Origin of the sequence: Arthrobacter sp. CAN_A212 (genome assembly GCF_015752345.1) — a bacterium.
Classification (GTDB): Bacteria; Actinomycetota; Actinomycetes; order Actinomycetales; family Micrococcaceae; genus Arthrobacter_D.
Genome location: NZ_JADOUT010000007.1, coordinates 1 through 17,667 on the forward strand (window position 1 = coordinate 1; position 17,667 = coordinate 17,667).

Below are 17,667 nucleotides of genomic sequence, written 5' to 3' on the forward strand. Positions count from 1 at the left end.
TCCGCGGCACCGACGGCAACGTCTGGTCCAAAGCCTGGACTGGAAGCGGCGGCTGGTCCGGCTGGTTCAACCACGGCGCCCCCGCCGGCGGTTTCGCCGGCGGACCGTCGATCGTGTCCCGCAACAACAGGGTCTGCAACATCTACGTCCGCGGCGCAGACAACGCCCTCTGGCAGAAAGCCTTCTGGAACGGCGCCTGGCACGACTGGGGCCGCCACAACGACGGCGGTGTTCTCGCCTCCGAACCCGCCCCCGGCTCCATGGGCGACAACCACGAACACGTCTTTGTCCGCGGCACCGACGGCAACGTCTGGTCCAAAGCCTGGACTGGAAGCGGCGGCTGGTCCGGCTGGTTCAACCACGGCGCCCCCGCCGGCGGTTTCACCGGCGGACCGTCGATCGTGTCCCGCAACAACACGGTCTGCAACATCTACGTCCGCGGCGCAGACAACGCCCTCTGGCAAAAAGCCTTCTGGAACGGCGCCTGGCACGACTGGGGCCGCCACAACGACGGCGGTGTTCTCGCCTCCGAACCGGTCGCCGACACCATGGGGCAGGAGCATGAGCACGTCTTTGTCCGCGGCACCGACGGCAGCGCCTGGTCGAAGGCGTGGAGCCTGGTCCCGACCGTTGTCCTGCATCTGAAGATCCTGACCGCTCCCACGAGCTTCACCGTGGACCAGATGGTGCAGGCCATGCGGACCGTCTACGCCAGCCGGGGCATCAATGTTGCTCTCGGTTCCACCGAGAACCTCAACCTCCCCTTGCTCACGGACCTCGATGTGGGCGGGTGCACCATGGGATCGACCACCACCGAACAGAACCAGCTGTATGGAAACCGGGCCAATGTCGGCAACGACCATGTGGCGGTCTATTTCGTGAGAAGTACCAATCCGCCGTCGAACGGATGTGCAGCCTTCCCAGCCGGCCGCCCCAGCTGCGCGGTGTCCTCCACGGCCAGCAGCTGGACCCTCGGCCACGAGGTAGGCCACGTGCTGGGCCTACCCCATGTCACGCCGACCGACCGGTTGATGACGGGTGGGGGCACCTGGAATGTCACTAATCCGCCACCCGATCTCGACGGTGCGGAAACCACTACGCTGGTCAACAGCGCACTAACAGTGAACGTTTAGGAGAGCGCCATGTCAGTAACCATGGAGGAAGTCCGGGCAGCCCTTGACCCGGATGAGGTCGACTACCCCGAAGCCTCGAGGCTCGGCCCAGAGGCCCTTCCTCATCTGCTGACCCTGGTCCGTGAGGCGGAACCCGGACTTGCTGCCAAGGCCGCCTACCTTGCCGGTGCGATCGACAGCGCACAGTCGGAGGAGGTCGTTGCGGCGGCGGCGGCGAACGACGACGCCCGGGTTCGGGTGGCCGCGGCCGAGGCCGCGGCGATGCTGCCTCCGGAGTCGGCCAGCAGGGTGCTGGGCAGTCTCATGCTCGATGATGATCAGGGGGTGCAGAAGCTCTCGCTGCGGTCGGTGTCTACCGGACTCTCCGCCGAGGTGCGCGACAAGGTGGCCGAGGTCTCTGAAGGTGCACCAGATCCCGGCCTGCGCAAGCTCGCCGCCGAAGCACTCGGTCGGATGCGTTAGCAGACCGCCTGGCTGTTCTCGATGAGGACGGGCTACTGGCGTTGCACCAACGTATCCGGCGTGCACGCAATAAGTACACGACGAGTTATCGCCGGAAAGCGGCGGGAGAAGTGGTCGAATCCGGTGGCCGGGGGAAGGCTGCCAGACGCCAGGCAAAGCGCGACAGCCGCTAGCTACCAACCAACACGTGACGCAACGGCGGAAGCTCCTCGAACGCTGGCCTCGCGAACCAGTACCCCTGGAACAGGCTGATTCCGACCGCCTTGAGCGCGAGGTACTCCCCTTCGGTTTCGATACCCTCGGCGAGGACGGTGATGCCAAGCTTGTGCGCCATATCGACGACGCTGGCGACGACGATCTGCCGGGCCGGGCTCGCGTCGATCCCACGGATGAGCAGCATGTCGATCTTGATCAGATCGGGCTGAAACTCGACGAGCAACCCCAGCCCCGCGTGCCCGGCCCCAAAGTCGTCGATGGCGGTGGTGAAGCCGTGCCTGCGGTATTCGGTGATGATGTTCGTGAGGTGGCCGGTGTCGGACACCTCCTCGTTCTCGGTGAACTCGAACATGATTGCGGACGTCGGGAAGCTATAGCGGGCGGCGGCCTGCAGCGTGGCGCGAAGGCAGGCAGCCGGCTCGTAGACAGCGTTTGGCATGAAGTTGATGGAAAGCTTCAGTTCCTGATCCGCAGGGAACAGCCGCGAGGCCAGTTCGATCGCCTTGACCCGGCAATCCTGGTCGAACCGGTACTTCTGCTCCGGTGTCACCCGCGAGAGGACGTCGTAGGCACCTTCGCCGGCGAAGCCCCTGACCAGTGCCTCATAGCCCCAGACCCGCCCGGCGACGGCGTCATAGATCGGCTGGAAGGCCATGCTGAAGTCAAAGTCCAACTTTGACGAAGTTCTGCAGCCGTCACATGCCATGGGGATCCTCTCGGGGGTTGGGTCTACGGTATGTCACGGGGGCCGGATGTCAGTCGATTTCGGCGTGTCGGACCGTTCCCAGGTATTCACTTGCCCGGCAATGCTGCTGGCCATAAGTGGTGGAAGTGGTTGATCGGTCCGCTACCGTCACCAACCTGCAATTCGTCGGCGTAAGTCAAGGCCTCCTGCAGCCACTTCTTCACCTCACTGACGGCGATACCCCAGTCCCCCGTGCGCGCCATGACGGTCGCAACGGCAGCGGACAATGAACACCCTGTTCCATGGGTGTTGTCGGTCGGGACTCGGGGAGCGAGGAACTCGCGAAGGGTCTCCCCGGCCATTCCTGCCGCATCCACCAGGGCATCCGGGCTCGAATCCGTGAGCAGGTGCCCACCCTTGACGAGGACAGCCGTTCCGGTGCTGGCAGAGAGCCGCTGCGCCTGGTCCAGGGCCTCCGGCCAGTGCGTGGCAACCGGAGCGCCGACCAGAACCGCGAGCTCGGGCAGATTAGGCGTTACCAGGCTTACCGTTCCGACCAGGCCCCGCATGGATGCTTCCGCCGAGTCAGCCAGCAGTCTGTCGCCGCTGGTGGCAATCATGACGGGATCAAGCACCACCAGCTGTGGTTGAACGCGGAGGAGCCACTCGTGGACAACCTCGATGGTCGCCACGTCACCGAGCATCCCGACCTTCACGGCGTCGATGGTCACGTCGTCGCTCACTGCATCCAACTGTTCACGCAGAAACGGGGTCGGTGGAGTGTGCACCGAGCGGACGCCTCTCGTGTTCTGCGCGACGAGCGCTGTCACGACAGCCATCCCGTAACCGCCCATCGCGGCAATACTCTTCAGATCGGCCTGGATGCCCGCCCCGCCCGTGGGATCCGTTCCGGCGATGCTGAGAACGCGGGGGACCCGGCGGAGGGCAAGCGGCCCTAGGATCGCCATTGGCCGGCCAACTCTCGCGCTGCTGCCTCCGGATCGGTCGACGCACAGACGGCTGAGACGACCGCGACCCCTGCAGCCCCGGCGTCGCGGAGGGGGCGTACATCGGATACCCCGATCCCGCCAATTGCCACACACGGCAAAGAGCTTCCCGAAGCCAGAGCACCGAATCCTTCGGTTCCCAACGGATCGGGATGATCAGCTTTGGTGGCTGTCGCATGGATGGCACCAATCCCCAAATAGTCCACGGTCGAAGCCGGCAGGTTGTGAGCGGTCCCGATTTCGCTGCCGGTGGCAGCGCTGAGGCCTACGATCGCACCCGGACCGACGATTGACCGCACCAAATGGACGGGCAGGTCGGATTGACCAACGTGCACTCCGGCGACCTGTGCTCCGCGGGCCCGAGCAGCCAGGAAGACGTCAACCCGGTCGTCGACCAACACGGGGACAATCGATCCAACCGATTCGGCAACCGCGAGAAGTAACTGGAGCAGACCCCTGGTTGACGCGTTCTTGTCGCGCACCTGAACCATGGTCGCGCTGCCGGCCACCGCCGCTGCAACGACGTCGGCTACCGGAGTAGGTTGGCACAGGCCAGTGTCAGTCACAAGGTACAGAGACAGCTGGTCCCGAAGGGTCACCGCCTCGTTCCATCGCTTCATCGCGCGCCGTCCGATGGGCTCACCGCAAGGAGATTCAGACCGGAGGCGACGTCGTCGGGTGTCACGGCAGCCAGCCGGTCGAGGAATTCGATGGCGAAGCTCCCGGGTCCGTTTGCTCGCGCCGCCGCCTGCTCCGCTGCGAGGGTGTACACACCCGTGGCCGCAGTGGCCGCGAGAACGGCATCGTCGGTTAGAGCGGCGAAGGCAGCCATGACGGCCCCCAGCGCGCAGCCCCCACCCGTCACCTTCGTAAGCAGGGCATGCCCGTTCGCTACGACTACGGCATCTCCATCCGGACCAACCATGAGATCGTGGGCGCCTGATATGGCCACAGCCGACGACGTCGACCGTGAGAGTGACCGGGCCGCGTGCAGAGCATCCAGAGGATCGTCGGTGGAATCGACTCCGCGACCACCAGAGCCCGCACCCGCCAAAGCGAGGATCTCGGAGGCATTCCCCCGAATGATCCTCGGGCTCCGCCCCGCCAGCTGACCGGCCAGCTCCGTGCGGACAGAGAGGAATCCGACGGCCACGGGGTCCAGCACCCACGGCGTCCCGGCGGCATTCGCCGCAACCACGGCTTCGGTCATCGCCGTCTGCTGATCCCGCTGGGGAGTTCCCAAATTGATAAGGATCCCCGACGCGACGGAGGCGAACTGCTTGGCTTCCGAGGGAATATCCACCATGGCCGGCGCCGCCCCGACCGCGAGGAGGACATTGGCGGTGAAGTTGGTCACCACCGCGTTGGTAATACATTGGACCAAGGGGGTGGTGGACCGTAATTCTTCGAGCAGTCGAGCACAATCAGATGATGCATGACGAACAGTCATCCACGACATCCCTTCGCTAGTTCGAACTAGATCAGGTTCAACGGGTGTCAATTCTCAGCTGCTTCTGGTGAGCAGCACCCCGTGCCATGGTCACCACCCTAACCGCTACGCCCCAGACCTACCCAAATCCCCGCGCCAGCCCTGCCGGGTAGCGGGACGGTCTCCCCGCCGGTTACTGTGTCAGGAGCGACACGGGGTGCCGGTTCTTGCTGGCTGAGATCATACCCGTCGAACCTGATCCAGTTCGGACTGGCGAAGGGATGTCCATCCGGTCTTTTCGGTCGGTTCATGCGTCTTTTCGCCCCGCTTATCACACGACTTCAGACGGGGTACTGCATGCAACTCACCGAACAGATTGTCCTGGTTACCGGAGGCGGTCGGGGCTTGGGCCGGAGCATCGTCGAGGCGTTCTCGGCTGAAGGCACCCGCGTAGTCATTAACTACCGGGCCAGCTCAGCCCAGGCTCACGAGCTCGCCGCCCAGATCGGTCCGGAACGGGCATTGGCTGCAGCAGCGGATGTAACGGACCCTTTGCAGGTCGGCGATCTCCTCGAACGAGCGCGGGTGCACTTCGGAGCTCCTGTCACCACGGTGGTGAACAACGCGCTGGCATCATTCACTTTCAATGGGGATGCCCGCTCCACCGCAGCGGAGATCAGTTGGACTGATTTCAGCGCCCAGTTCGCCGGCAGCGTCAAAGCCAGCCTGAACACCACGCAGGCAGCACTTCCGGGAATGCGTGGGCACAACTTCGGGCGCATCATCAACATCGGCACGAACCTGTTCCAGAACCCTGTGGTGCCTTATCACGACTACATCGCGGCGAAAGCAGCGCTGCTTGCGCTGACCCGGACCCTGGCGAAAGACCTTGGCCCGCAGAACATCACTGTCAACATGGTCTCCGGGGGGCTCCTGCGCACCACTGACGCCAGCGCCGGGACCCCCGACGACGTCTTCGATTACATCGCCGCATCAACCCCGCTGGGGCGGGTGACCACTCCGCAGGAGTTCGCCGACGCTGTCCTCTTCTTCGCCTCGCCCTGGGCCCGGTCCGTAACTGGGCAGAACCTGGTGGTTGATGGCGGGTTGGTGATGGACTGATCAATGCCTTGATCAGTCCCGGCTCCCAGGCGGCCAAGGAGCTTCGACTGGTCTAGGCGGCCCGCGGGAAAATGCGGTCGAGCTCCTGCAGTTCCGTTTCTGAGGGTACCCAGCACACCGCTTCGGCGTTCTGCTCGATCTGTTCCGGCTTGGTGGCGCCCGCAATGACCGAGGCGACGGACGGCTGGGCCGCCAGCCAGGAGAAGGCAACCTGCAGTTCGGTCAGGTCACGGGCCCTTGCGAAGGCTCCAAAGTCGGCGAGCTGGTCCCAGTCGGCGCCGTCCAGCAGGTTGGTGCGGGAGTGGGTGAGCCTGCTGCCCGCCGGAACCTTCGATGCACTGTACTTGCCGGTCAGCAGTCCGTTGGCGAGGGGAAAGAAGGGGAGCACGCCGATCCCGTACGCTTCGGCTGCGGGGACAACCTCGGCTTCGATCCCGCGTTCGAGAAGATTCCAGTGGTTTTGGGCCGAGATGAAGGGCGTGTATCCGCCGAGCTGGGCTACGAACTCGGCCTCGGCGAGCTGCCAGCCGGCCCGGTTGGAATGGCCGATGTACCTGACCTTGCCGCTGGTGACCAGGGCGTCCAGCGCAGAAAGGGTCTCCTCGATGGGCGTCAGCGGGTCTGGCGCGTGGAACTGGTACAGGTCGATCCAGTCGGTGCCCAGGCGTCGCAGCGATGCGTCGACAGCCTTCATGATGTACCGGCGCGATCCGCGCGCACCCCAGTCCGGACCGTTGGCGCCTTTCAGGTCCAGGCCGAATTTGGTGGCGATGAGCACGTCGTCGCGGTTCTTGACGAGTGCCTTGCCCAGCATTTCCTCGCTCAGGCCGGGGGTTTTGCCGTAGGAATCGGCCACGTCGAAAAAGTTGATTCCCGCATCGATGGCGGCTCCGATGACGGCGTTGGTGCCACGCTGCGTCTCGGTGGGCGTTCCGGAGCGGCCCAGGTTGTTGCAACCGAGCCCCACCACTGAAACGTTCAGTCCGGAGTTGCCAAGTCTGCGATATTCAGTCATGGGACTACGCTACAACATCGGTTACCCGGGGCACCTTCTGGTGCCCCGGGTAAAATCTCTCATGTTCGGGTTCAGGCGAACCAGATACCCATTTCCCGCTGCGCCGATTCTGCCGAGTCCGAACCGTGGACCAGGTTCTGCTGCACCTTCAAACCCCAGTCCCGGCCCAGATCTCCCCGGATGGTGCCGGGTGCGGCGGCTGTTGGCTCGGTGGCACCGGCGAGGGACCGGAATCCTTCGATGACCCGCTCGCCCTCAAAGATCGCGGCGACGATGGGCCCACTGAGCATGAACTCGACGAGCGGTTCGAAGAAGGGCTTGCCGACGTGCTCCTCGTAGTGCTCTTCGAGCATTGCACGGGTGGCCGACACCATTTTCAGGTCCACCAGGGTGTACCCCTTGGCTTCAACCCGGGCCAGAATAGTCCCGGACAGAGCGCGGGAAACGCCGTCGGGCTTGATCAGTACAAGAGTGCGTTCAGCGCTCACAGAAGTCCTCCAAAGTGTTGGGTATGGCCAGTGGAACTCTACTAAACATTAGTGCCGGGCTCTGACCCGCCCTCGGGGTTCGCCCGTTCCCATTCGGCCTGCTGACGGTCACGCTCCTCGTTTTCGGCGTCAAGGCGGATCCCGGTACGGATTCCGTACAGCCAGGTCAGGGCGAACAGCACCCCGATCAGGAACATGGTGGGTTCGATGAACCCGGTAGCGATGATGACCAGTTGCAGCACCCAGCCGATGGCAATGCCGTACGGCTTGGTCAGGAACGCGCACGCCCCGACCAGTGCGATGGCCAACGCAATCCCCACGGTTAGGATCAACACTGGTGAGATGGTGTCGCGCAACAAGCCGAATGCGGCGAGGGTCGCAAACAAAACCACCAGCGCTTCGAGGGTGAGGACCACTGAGGCAAAGGTGACTTTGATGGAACGCCGTTTCTTCGGCATTCCGGGTCGCCACTCCCGCTGCGCCTTGGTCATACGGCGTTTCCGGTTTTGCTCCATGTGCACTCCCCTACTTACCCAGCAGGGTGCGGGCCTCCCCCACCACCGTGATCGAACCGGTGATGAGGATGCCCCCTGCGAGGTCGTTGTTTTCCTCGGCCTTCATGACGGCCCATTCAAGCGCGTCGTCGAGCCGTTCGGCGATGTGGACGTGTTCCTCGGCGAACCCGGCCGCTAGCGCGTCCTGCAGCAGATCAGCAGCAGGGATGGCGCGCGGTGAATTCGACTGGGTCAGGCAGACGTCCTCGAGGATGCCACCCAGTTCCTCATGCAGCTCGGCCAGGATGGCTCCCGCATCCTTGTCCTGGAGCACGCCGACCACCAGGATCAACCGGCTGAAGTCGAAGGCTTCCTTGACGGCTGCCGCGGTTGCCTTGGCGCCGGCCGCGTTGTGCGCCGCGTCGACGATGATGCTCGGTGCCGTGCGCACCACTTCGATCCGCCCCGGCGAGGTGACGGTTCGCAACCCTTCGCGGACCACCGCGGCGTCGAGTTCACGGGTCCCGCCACCGATGAATGCCTCGACGGCGGCGACGGCGACGGCGGCGTTCTGCGCCTGATGCGCCCCGTGCAGGGGCAGCAGCAGTTCCTCGTACCGGCCGGCTATCCCGTTGATGGACAGCACCTGACCGCCGACGCCGATGGTCCTGGTTTCGACCCCGAACTCAACTCCCTCGAACCGGAACTCAACGCCGACTTCGCGAGCCTTCTCGAGGAGCACCTGGGCGGCCTCGTGGGGCTGGGCCGCGCTGATCAGGAAGCCGCCCGGTTTGATGATCCCCGACTTTTCCAAGGCAATATCGTATTCGGTGTCACCGAGCAGCTCGGTGTGATCGAGGGAAATCGGCGTGACAACTGCTACCTGGCCGTCGCCCACGTTGGTTGCGTCGGTGATGCCGCCGAGCCCTACCTCGATGATGGCGACGTCGACGGGCTCGTCGGCGAAGACCGCGAACGCGAGAATGGTGATGCTTTCGAAGTAGGTCAGCCGGGGGTCCCCCGCCGCTTCCAGTTCACCGTCGATGATTTCCAGGAACGGCCGGATCTCATCCCAGATCCGGACGAAGGTCTCATCCGAGACCGGTTCGCCGTCGATACTGATCCGTTCGGTGACGCTGCTCAGGTGGGGGCTGGTGTAGCGTCCGGTCCGCAGCTCGTGGGCCCGCAGGATGCCCTCGACCATGCGTGCGGTCGAGGTCTTCCCGTTGGTCCCGGTCAGGTGGATGATCGGGTACGCCTTGTTGGGTTCGCCAAGGATCTCCATCGCCCTGAGCATCGGCGCCATCCGGGGTTCCATTTTGTTCTCGGGCGCCCGGCTGAGTAGTTCAGCGTAGACGCTCTCGACCGAGAACCGGTCAAAGCTCCCTACCGGGGCCGGGCCTTCGGCGTCCATTGGTTCCGGGGTCTGCTGGCTCATGGGTGCCTCTCTACTGTGACTGTGTACTCGCCGACGGTCAGCGCGCCGTCAGCCGGCGATGCGGCGACGAAGTGCAGGTCGGTGGTCAGCGTTTCCGCCTTGATCAGCGGTGCGTTGGCTGTCAGCGCGTCCACCAGTTCGGGTGCCGCGCGGAGCGTGGTCGTGATCCGGTCGCTGATGTGCAGGTCAGCGTCGCGGCGGGCCTGTTGGATGGCACGGATGGCGTCCCTGGCCGCTCCTTCGGCGGCGAGTTCGTCGGTGACCTCCGTGTCGAGGACCAGGAACCCACCCCCGGGCAGGACTGTGACAGCCTTCCCGGAGTTGTCGCCGTCGTCGGACACGACCGTCTCCAGGGTGTACTCGTGGGGCTCGAGCGCCAGTTCACCGGCGGTCACCGCACCGTCGGCGGTTACCGACCAGTCACCGGACTTGGCTGCCTTGATGGCGGCCTGGACGTTTTTGCCCAGCCGCGGGCCGGCGGCACGGGCGTTCACCACGAGCTTGCTCACAATCCCGAATTCCTCGGGTGAGGCGTCGGCCGCGTCGATCAGCCGGACCTTCTTGATGTTCAGCTCATCAGCGATGATCCCCTGATACTGACCGTCAAGGTTCCCAGCGGACGGCGCTACCACCGTGAGGTTGGCGAGCGGCAACCTCACCCGCAGGTTGGCCGCCTTCCGCAGGCTGGAGCCGGTGGAGCAGATCTGGCGGGTGCGTTCCATCCGCTCGACGAGGTCGGGAGCCTCGGGGAACGCCGATGCCTCGGGCCAGTCGGTGAGGTGCACCGAACGCCCGCCGGTCAGTCCACGCCAGATTTCCTCGGTGACGAGGGGCAGCAGCGGCGCTGCCGCCCGGCAGACAGCCTCGAGGCAGGTGTAGAGCACGTCGAAGGCGTCGGTGTCTTCGTCGAAAAACCGCTGCCGGCTCCGGCGGACGTACCAGTTGGTCAACGTATCCAGGTAGCGGCGCAGGGTCTCGCAGGCGTCGCTGATGTTGAAGGCATCCAGGGACGCCGTCATGTCCCGCACCAGATTTCCGGTGTAGGCGAGGATGTAGCGGTCGACGGGCTCCGCGAGGCGGTCGGCCTGCTCCGAGCCCACCGTTTTCGCTTCGTATCCGGTACCGCCAGCGGCGGCATTCGTGTACAGGCTGAAGAAGTGCCACACGTTCCAGAGCGGGAGGATGACCTGCCGGACGCCGTCGCGGATGCCCTGCTCGGTGACGATCAGGTTGCCACCGCGCAGGACCGGGGAGGACATGAGGAACCAGCGCATCGCGTCGGCGCCGTCACGGTCGAGGACCTCGGTGACGTCCGGGTAGTTGCCCAGGCTCTTCGACGCCTTCTGGCCGTCGTCGCCCAGCACGATGCCGTGGCTGATGACGTTCCGGAACGCAGGCCGGTCGAACAGCGCCGTGGAGAGGACGTGCAGCATATAGAACCAGCCGCGGGTCTGACCGATGTACTCCACAATGAAGTCGGCGGGGTTGTGCGACTCGAACCATTCCTGGTTCTCCATCGGGTAGTGCACCTGAGCGAACGGCATGGAGCCGGAGTCGAACCAGACGTCCAGGACGTCCTCGACCCGGCGCATGGTGGACTGACCCTCCGCCGGGGAGCGGGGGTCGTCGGGGTTCGGCCGGGTCAGCTCGTCAATGAACGGGCGGTGCAGGTCGGGCTCGCCGGCCTTGTTCAGCGGCAGCCGCCCGAAGTCGGCCTGGATCTCGGCGAGAGAGCCGTAGACGTCGGTGCGGGGGTACGCGGGGTCGTCGGACTGCCAGACCGGGATAGGGCTCCCCCAGTACCGGTTTCGGCTGATCGACCAGTCCCGGGCGTTCTGCAGCCATTTGCCGAACTGTCCGTCCTTCACGTTCTCAGGGATCCAGTTGATGCCCTGGTTCAGGTCCACCATCCGGTCCTTGATTTTCGTGACCTCGACAAACCAGGAGGACACCGCACGGTAGATCAGCGGGTTGCGGCACCGCCAGCAGTGCGGGTAGCTGTGGACGTAGCTCGCCTGGCGGACCAGCCTGCCGCTGTCCTTCAGCACCCGGGTGATCGGCTTGTTGGCGTCGAAAACCTGCAGTCCCACAATGTCGGCGAGGGGCCCGTGCCCGTACATCGGCAGGAAGCGCGCCCCTTCATCCACTGACAGGATGACCTGGATCCCGGCCTCCTCGCAGATCTTCTGATCCTCCTCGCCGTAGGCGGGCGACTGGTGCACGATGCCGGTGCCGTCGGTGGTGGTCACATAATCGGCCACCAGGAAGCGGAAGGCGTTCCGATAGCCGCCCTGTTCGGGGTCAGTCAGGTAATCCCACAGTGGTTCGTAGGCCAGATCGGCCAGCTCGGCGCCCTGCAGGGAACGTTCGACGGCGGCGGTCGCCTCCTTCGCGGAGGCGTAGCCGAGGTCCTTGGCATAGTTGCCCAAAAGATCAGCGGCGATGAGGAAGCGGCGGTCGTCGTCGGCCAGTGACGCTCCAGCGGGCACCACTGCGTAGGTGATGTCCGGCCCGACGGCGAGGGCAGCGTTGGTGGGCAGGGTCCAGGGCGTGGTGGTCCAGGCGAGGGCCTGCACGCCGGCGAGATCCTGGGACAGCGCGGTGGAACCGGCGAGGATGGGGAAGGTCACCGTGACGGTCTGGTCCTGGCGGTCCTGGTAGACGTCGTCGTCCATCCGCAGCTCGTGGTTGGACAGCGGCGTTTCGTCGTTCCAGCAGTACGGCAGGACGCGGTAGCCGTTGTAGGTGAGGCCCTTGTCATACAAATTCTTGAACGCCCAGATCACCGACTCCATGTAGTCGACGTTCAGGGTCTTGTAGTCATTGTCGAAGTCCACCCAGCGCGCCTGGCGGGTCACGTAGTCCTGCCACTCCCCGGCATACTTCATGACCGATGACCGGCAGGCGTCGTTGAACTTGTCGATGCCCATGGCTTCGATCTGGGCCTTGTCGCTCATGCCGAGCTGCTTCATGGCCTCGAGCTCGGCGGGCAGCCCGTGGGTGTCCCAGCCGAACCGGCGCTCGACACGGTGCCCGCGCTGGGTCTGGTACCGGCCCACTAGGTCCTTGGCGTAGCCGGTCAGCAGGTGCCCGTAGTGGGGCAGGCCATTGGCGAAGGGCGGCCCGTCATAGAAGACGAACTCGTTGGAGCCATTTTCGCCATCGCGGAGGTCTGCGTCGCGAGCGTCGATTGAGGCCTGGAAAGTGCCATCGGCGTCCCAGTACTTGAGGATTCGCTCCTCGATTTCCGGGAAGCGCGGAGACGCCGAGGAAGAAGAGGCGTCGGCGGCGCTGTCCAGGCTGGTGGCCTTCGGGTAGATCTGTGGCATGTTGTTCATCCTGTAGGCAAGGTGTGGTTCAGTTACCTGCGAGGACGCGTCCATCCGCTGGGGTCAGTCTGCAACCCCCGCGCCGAACCCGCGGTACCACCTCACTTGCCGCCGGCGAGAAATATCCTCGCGGCTGCCACTTCGTGACCGCTGTGACGGGCTTACCCGTCCGGTTCTACTGACCTGCCGGATATCTGACCTGTTGCAGGTTAGGCGCGGCGGGGGTTCTTCCGGAAGCTCACCGGTGATCGCCGGGTCAAAGCTGTTGCCCCCAGTCTAGCCGATATCGGCTCCCTTGGCCGGACTGCCTGCCCGGCTACTGCTTCCGGATCACCTTGTGGGCTGCGGCCTGCGCCAGCGGCCGGACCACAATCTCGTCGAGGTTGACATGGTGGGGCACGGTGACGGCGTAGGCGACGATGTCGGCGACGTCCTCGCTGGTCAGCGGCTTCTCGACGCCGTCGTACACCTTCGAGGCAGCGTCGGCGCTGCCCAGCCGGTTCAGGGAGAACTCCTCGGTGTGCACCATGCCCGGGAGCACCTCGATGACGCGGACACCGTGCTCGGCCTCCTCCAGCCGGAGCGCATGGGTCATCGCGCGTTGGGCAGCCTTCGCCGCGTTGTAGCCGGCGCCGCCCTCGTAGGAGACCATGCCGGCGGTGGACGTGAGGTTCAGGACCGTGCCACCCTGGGCCTGCGCGCGGAGCAGGGGAAGGAACGCGCGGGTCATTTTCATGGTGCCCACGACGTTCGCCTGGTACATCCACTCCCAGTCGGCGGTCTTCGCGTCGATCATCCGGTCCGCCCCGCGCGCGCCCCCGGCAATGTTGATGAGCGTGTCAGCGCCACCGGCGTCGGTGACAGCCTCGATGAGGTGCTCGACGTCGTCGTCCGCGGTGATATCGGTGGGGACAGCGATGGCACCGGTCTCGGCGGCGAGGTCCGCCAACCGGTCCGCACGCCGGGCAACAGCGAAGACCCGCCATCCCTGGGCTGCGAGGAGACGGACAGTGGCCTCGCCAATGCCGGTGCTCGCGCCGGTGACAACTGCTGTGCGCTGCGTGGACGTCGTTGGTGTGGAAGTCATGGATCCAACTTATCGTGAAACAATTGACCGTATGGCTGAACACACTCCGGGCACAGACACGCCCGCAACAGTAAATGTCCCAGACAAACCGGTTCTCGAGGGTCTTGAATCCCGGCTCGCTGCACAGTGGCGGGCGGACGGCACCTACACCTTCGACCCCGAAACGTCCCGGGCGGAGGTGTATTCGATTGACACTCCCCCGCCGACCGCATCCGGTTCCCTGCACGTGGGACACATGTTCTCCTACACCCAGACCGACGTCGTCGCCCGGTACCAGCGGATGCGCGGCAAGAACGTTTTCTACCCCATGGGCTGGGACGACAACGGTCTGCCCACCGAACGCCGCGTCCAGAACTACTACGGTGTCCGCTGCGACCCGTCGGTCCCCTACGACGCCGGCTACACCCCTCCGGCCGAGCCGCCCAAGAACCAGCGCGACTTCGACGCCGTCTCCCGCCGAAACTTCATCGAGCTGTGCGAGCAACTGGCCGTCCAGGATGAGCTGGTCTTCGAGAACCTGTTCAGCACCCTTGGCCTGTCGGTCGACTGGAACCTGACCTACCGCACCATCGACGACACCTCACGGGCCGTCAGCCAGCGGGCCTTCCTGGACAACCTGGCGGCCGGGGACGCGTACCTTGCCGAGGCACCCACCCTCTGGGACGTCACCTTCCGCACCGCGGTGGCGCAGGCGGAACTGGAAGACCGGGAGCAGCCTGGTGCCTACCACCGGATCGCCTTCCACACACCCGGCGGGGAGAAGATCTTCATCGAATCGACCCGTCCCGAGTTGCTTCCCGCCTGCGTGGCGCTGGTGGCGAATCCCGACGACGAGCGGTACCAGCACCTGTTTGGCACCACCGTCACCTCGCCGCTGTTCGACGTCGAGGTGGAAATCAAGGCGCACCCCCTCGCGAAGCCCGACAAGGGCACCGGCATCGCCATGATCTGTACGTTCGGTGACCTGACCGACGTCATCTGGTGGCGGGAACTGCAGCTGCCAACCCGGGCGATTGTGGGACGTGACGGGCGAATCCGGTCGGAGACCCCCGAGTGGATCAGCACCGCCAAGGCACAGGAAAACTATTCGACGATCGCCGGCAAGACCGTGTTCAGCGCCAAGGAGGGCGTCGTCGCGCTGCTGCGTGCCAGCGGTGAGCTGGAGGGTGAGCCGAAAAAGGTTCTCCACCCGGTCAACTTCTACGAAAAGGGCGACAAGCCCCTCGAAGTCGTCACCAGCCGGCAGTGGTATCTCCGCAATGGCGGCCGGGACGAGGCCAAGCGGGAGAAGCTCATCCAGCGCGGCCGGGAAATCGACTTCCACCCCGCGTTCATGCGGTCCCGGTACGAGAACTGGATCGAAGGGCTCAACGGCGACTGGCTGGTCTCCCGGCAGCGCTTCTTCGGGGTGCCGATTCCCGTCTGGTACCGCCTGGATGCCGACGGCGAGCCCGACTACGAGGCACCGATCGTTCCTTCCCACGAGGCACTCCCCGTGGACCCGGCGGCCGAGCCTGCGCCCGGCTTTGAGGAGAGCGCCCGCAACCAGCCGGGTGGTTTCGTCGGAGAGAATGACGTCCTGGACACCTGGGCCACCTCGTCACTGACGCCGCAGATTGTGGGCGGCTGGCCGAAGAACCCTGACCTGTTTGCCAAGGTCTTCCCGTTCGACCTCCGACCGCAGGGCCACGACATCATCAGGACCTGGCTCTTCTCGAGTGCCGTCCGCGCCGACTCGCTGCAGGATTCGGCGCCGTGGCGCCACGCGGCGCTGTCCGGCTGGATCCTCGATCCGGACCGCAAGAAGATGTCGAAGTCCAAGGGCAACGTGGTGGTACCCACCGACGTGCTCGAGGAGTTCGGGGCCGACGCCGTCAGGTACTGGGCTGCCTCAGCCAAACTGGGTGCGGATACGGCCTACGAGATCGCGCAGATGAAGATCGGGCGCCGCCTGGCCATCAAGCTGCTGAACGCGTCGAAGTTTGTGCTGAACCTCGGTGCCACCGAGCACACGGTCCTCACCGATGACACCTCGGTGGTCACGAACCAACTGGATCTGTCCCTCCTGGCCCAGCTGGCACAGGTGATCGATGCGTCGACGGCTGCGTTCGAGAAGTACGACTACGCGCGGGCGCTGCAACTGAGTGAGACGTTCTTCTGGTCGTTCACCGACGACTATGTGGAGCTGATCAAAGACCGCGCCTACGGTGCGGCCGGTGAGGCCGAACAGGCTTCGGTGCTTGCCACGCTGGCGACGACGCTTGACGCGCTGCTGCGGATGTTCGCGCCCTTCCTGCCCTTCGCCACCGAAGAGGTATGGAGCTGGTGGCGCAGCGGGTCGGTGCACCGGACCGAATGGCCAACGTCTGATCAGCTCGCCGGGACCATTCGCACCGCTGACACCGGTGTTCTCGGCACCGTGGCACTGGCGCTCGGCGGTATCCGCCGGTCGAAGTCCGAGGCGAAAGTGAAACAGCGCACCGAGGTGCTCAGCGCCGTCGTGAACGGCTCAGCGGCGCAGTTGCGCCAGCTCAACGCCGGTCTGAATGACCTGTTGGCTGCGGGCAATGTCCGCGAGTTGCGCCTTGCGGAGGCCGAGGGCGAGCTCTCGGTCTTCGAGGTGGAGTTGGCACCCGTCGACGCGGTCTAGCCAGGTCACCTCGTACGCAGGAAGGCCCGCGGAATTACGGAGGCCCCGCAGACCGGTTGGTCTGCGGGGCCTCTCGTTACGACTTTTATGCGGTCGCCAGGTCCACCTTCGGCAAACAGTGCGGTCCGGTGGTCCGGGAAGAGTCATCTCTCACAGTCGCGGAAACGATCCTGTATCCGATTCCCCGGACCGTGGTGATGAGTTCTGCTTCCCCCTGACGGCGTGGTAATTTCCGGCGAAGATTCCCGATATGGACTTCAATGCCACGTTCGTCCGAACTGCGACTTCCAGTGAAGCCCTGATAATCCGATCCCCGGGCGATTCCTGCCAGGGCAGAATTCCCGCACCTGCGTCGGCTGGCACCCATGCTGCTCAGTTACGACGGAGAAGCCGAGCTCGACCAGGGGATTCTTCTCATCCTTGAAGGCCTGCAGAAACAGTTGGACACCCGGGGATAAACGACCAGGTGCCCAACTGTGGTTCAGTCGAAGGAAGGGCTCTCGGTGCGTGAGCGCTTGAGCTCGAAGAATTCGGGGAACCCGGCCAGCATGACGGCTCCGTCGAAAATCCGTCCGGCGTCCTCGCCGCGCGGGATGCGGGTCAGGACCGGGCCGAAGAACGCGGTGCCGTTGAACGCTACCACGGGCGTTCCGACCTCGTCGCCGACCCGGTCAATCCCGTCCTGGTGCGAGGCACGAAGCTGGGTGTCGTACTCGTCGCTCGTGGCATAGGCGGCCAGCTCGGCTGGAAGCCCGACCTCTTCGAGGGACTCGCTGATCACCGCGTCGAAATCCTTGCTCTGCCCCTCGTGGATCCGGGTGCCCATGGCGTCGTAGAGCTTCTTGATGTTTTCGCTGCCGTGACGTTCGGCGGCGGCAATGATGACGCGCACGGGGCCGTAGGCCTTCTTCATGAACTCCTGGTAGTCCTCCGGCAGGTCCCGGCCGTCGTTGAGAACAGCGAGGCTCATCACATGCCAGTCCACCGTGATGCTGCGGACCTTCTCCACTTCCTCAATCCACCGGGAGGTGATCCAAGCGAACGGGCAGGCGGGGTCGAACCAGAAGTCGGCTTTTTGGACACTGTCTGTTGAAGTAATCGTTTCAGTCATA

15 protein-coding genes, 1 pseudogene and 2 riboswitches are annotated in these 17,667 nt (G+C 64.8%); of the genes and pseudogenes, 4 read left to right on the forward strand and 12 right to left on the reverse strand.

Features of this window, described 5'->3' with window-relative positions; genetic code table 11:
* Window positions 1–1,133: pseudogene (locus tag IWX64_RS07260) on the forward strand (hypothetical protein); the annotation flags it as partial.
* 9 nt (window positions 1,134–1,142) lie between these two features.
* The gene (locus IWX64_RS07265) at window positions 1,143–1,595 is read left to right on the forward strand and encodes a HEAT repeat domain-containing protein (RefSeq protein WP_196866484.1); all 453 of its coding nucleotides are present in this window, start codon (window positions 1,143–1,145) and stop codon (window positions 1,593–1,595) included.
* Between the two features lie 169 nt (window positions 1,596–1,764).
* Here IWX64_RS07265 and IWX64_RS07270 read toward each other — a convergent pair whose 3' ends face one another.
* From IWX64_RS07270 to thiM, 4 genes are all read right to left on the reverse strand, one after another.
* Complete coding sequence (locus IWX64_RS07270) at window positions 1,765–2,466, reverse strand: EAL domain-containing protein (RefSeq protein ID WP_334683197.1); 702 nt, start codon at window positions 2,464–2,466, stop codon at window positions 1,765–1,767.
* A 137-nt stretch (window positions 2,467–2,603) separates the two neighbouring features.
* Window positions 2,604–3,464 carry a bifunctional hydroxymethylpyrimidine kinase/phosphomethylpyrimidine kinase gene (thiD, locus tag IWX64_RS07275; RefSeq protein WP_196866486.1) on the reverse strand — a complete coding sequence of 287 codons (861 nt, stop codon included), beginning with the start codon at window positions 3,462–3,464 and terminating at the stop codon, window positions 2,604–2,606.
* The gene (gene thiE, locus IWX64_RS07280; protein WP_196866487.1) at window positions 3,452–4,123 is read right to left on the reverse strand and encodes a thiamine phosphate synthase; all 672 of its coding nucleotides are present in this window, start codon (window positions 4,121–4,123) and stop codon (window positions 3,452–3,454) included. The genes thiD and thiE overlap by 13 nt, the downstream gene beginning before the upstream one ends.
* Window positions 4,120–4,953, reverse strand: a complete 834-nt coding sequence (thiM, locus tag IWX64_RS07285) for a hydroxyethylthiazole kinase (RefSeq protein ID WP_395939829.1) — start codon at window positions 4,951–4,953, stop codon at window positions 4,120–4,122. The genes thiE and thiM overlap by 4 nt, the downstream gene beginning before the upstream one ends.
* Window positions 4,945–5,045: riboswitch (TPP riboswitch) on the reverse strand. Its footprint overlaps the gene before it by 9 nt.
* A gap of 90 nt (window positions 5,046–5,135) precedes the next feature.
* Window positions 5,136–5,231: riboswitch (TPP riboswitch) on the forward strand.
* A 58-nt stretch (window positions 5,232–5,289) separates the two neighbouring features.
* Between thiM and IWX64_RS07290 the strand changes: the two genes are divergently transcribed.
* The gene (locus IWX64_RS07290; RefSeq protein ID WP_196866489.1) at window positions 5,290–6,054 is read left to right on the forward strand and encodes a 3-oxoacyl-ACP reductase; all 765 of its coding nucleotides are present in this window, start codon (window positions 5,290–5,292) and stop codon (window positions 6,052–6,054) included.
* A gap of 52 nt (window positions 6,055–6,106) precedes the next feature.
* Here IWX64_RS07290 and IWX64_RS07295 read toward each other — a convergent pair whose 3' ends face one another.
* The 6 genes from IWX64_RS07295 to IWX64_RS07320 all read right to left on the reverse strand — a co-directional run bounded on the left by IWX64_RS07295 (window position 6,107) and on the right by IWX64_RS07320 (window position 13,905).
* Entirely contained in the window at window positions 6,107–7,069 is a 963-nt protein-coding gene (locus tag IWX64_RS07295; protein WP_196866490.1) for an aldo/keto reductase, read from the reverse strand.
* A gap of 71 nt (window positions 7,070–7,140) precedes the next feature.
* A complete protein-coding gene (gene ndk, locus IWX64_RS07300; protein ID WP_196866491.1) occupies window positions 7,141–7,557 on the reverse strand; it encodes a nucleoside-diphosphate kinase in 417 nt (138 codons plus the stop codon).
* Window positions 7,558–7,598: 41 nt separating this feature from the next.
* Window positions 7,599–8,072, reverse strand: coding sequence for a DUF4233 domain-containing protein (locus tag IWX64_RS07305; RefSeq protein ID WP_334683198.1), 474 nt, complete (start codon window positions 8,070–8,072; stop codon window positions 7,599–7,601).
* 10 nt (window positions 8,073–8,082) lie between these two features.
* Window positions 8,083–9,489: a bifunctional folylpolyglutamate synthase/dihydrofolate synthase gene (locus IWX64_RS07310; protein ID WP_395939828.1), complete on the reverse strand. Its 1,407-nt coding sequence runs from the start codon at window positions 9,487–9,489 to the stop codon at window positions 8,083–8,085.
* Window positions 9,486–12,827 (reverse strand): isoleucine--tRNA ligase, encoded by a 3,342-nt coding sequence (gene ileS / locus IWX64_RS07315; protein ID WP_196866492.1) that lies wholly within the window; start codon window positions 12,825–12,827, stop codon window positions 9,486–9,488. Before ileS ends, IWX64_RS07310 begins: the two co-directional genes overlap by 4 nt.
* Before the next feature lie 307 nt (window positions 12,828–13,134).
* On the reverse strand, window positions 13,135–13,905 hold the full coding sequence (locus tag IWX64_RS07320) for an SDR family oxidoreductase (RefSeq protein WP_196866493.1): 771 nt from the start codon (window positions 13,903–13,905) through the stop codon (window positions 13,135–13,137).
* A 31-nt stretch (window positions 13,906–13,936) separates the two neighbouring features.
* Between IWX64_RS07320 and valS the strand changes: the two genes are divergently transcribed.
* Entirely contained in the window at window positions 13,937–16,555 is a 2,619-nt protein-coding gene (gene valS, locus IWX64_RS07325) for a valine--tRNA ligase (protein ID WP_196866494.1), read from the forward strand.
* 85 nt (window positions 16,556–16,640) lie between these two features.
* On the opposite strand, the gene IWX64_RS17265 is transcribed toward valS, so the two are convergent.
* Both IWX64_RS17265 and IWX64_RS07335 read right to left on the reverse strand, forming a co-directional pair.
* Window positions 16,641–16,922, reverse strand: coding sequence for a winged helix-turn-helix domain-containing protein (locus tag IWX64_RS17265; RefSeq protein ID WP_196866495.1), 282 nt, complete (start codon window positions 16,920–16,922; stop codon window positions 16,641–16,643).
* Between the two features lie 114 nt (window positions 16,923–17,036).
* Window positions 17,037–17,666: a mycothiol-dependent nitroreductase Rv2466c family protein gene (locus IWX64_RS07335; protein ID WP_196866496.1), complete on the reverse strand. Its 630-nt coding sequence runs from the start codon at window positions 17,664–17,666 to the stop codon at window positions 17,037–17,039.
* Between the last annotated feature and the right edge of the window lies 1 nt (window position 17,667).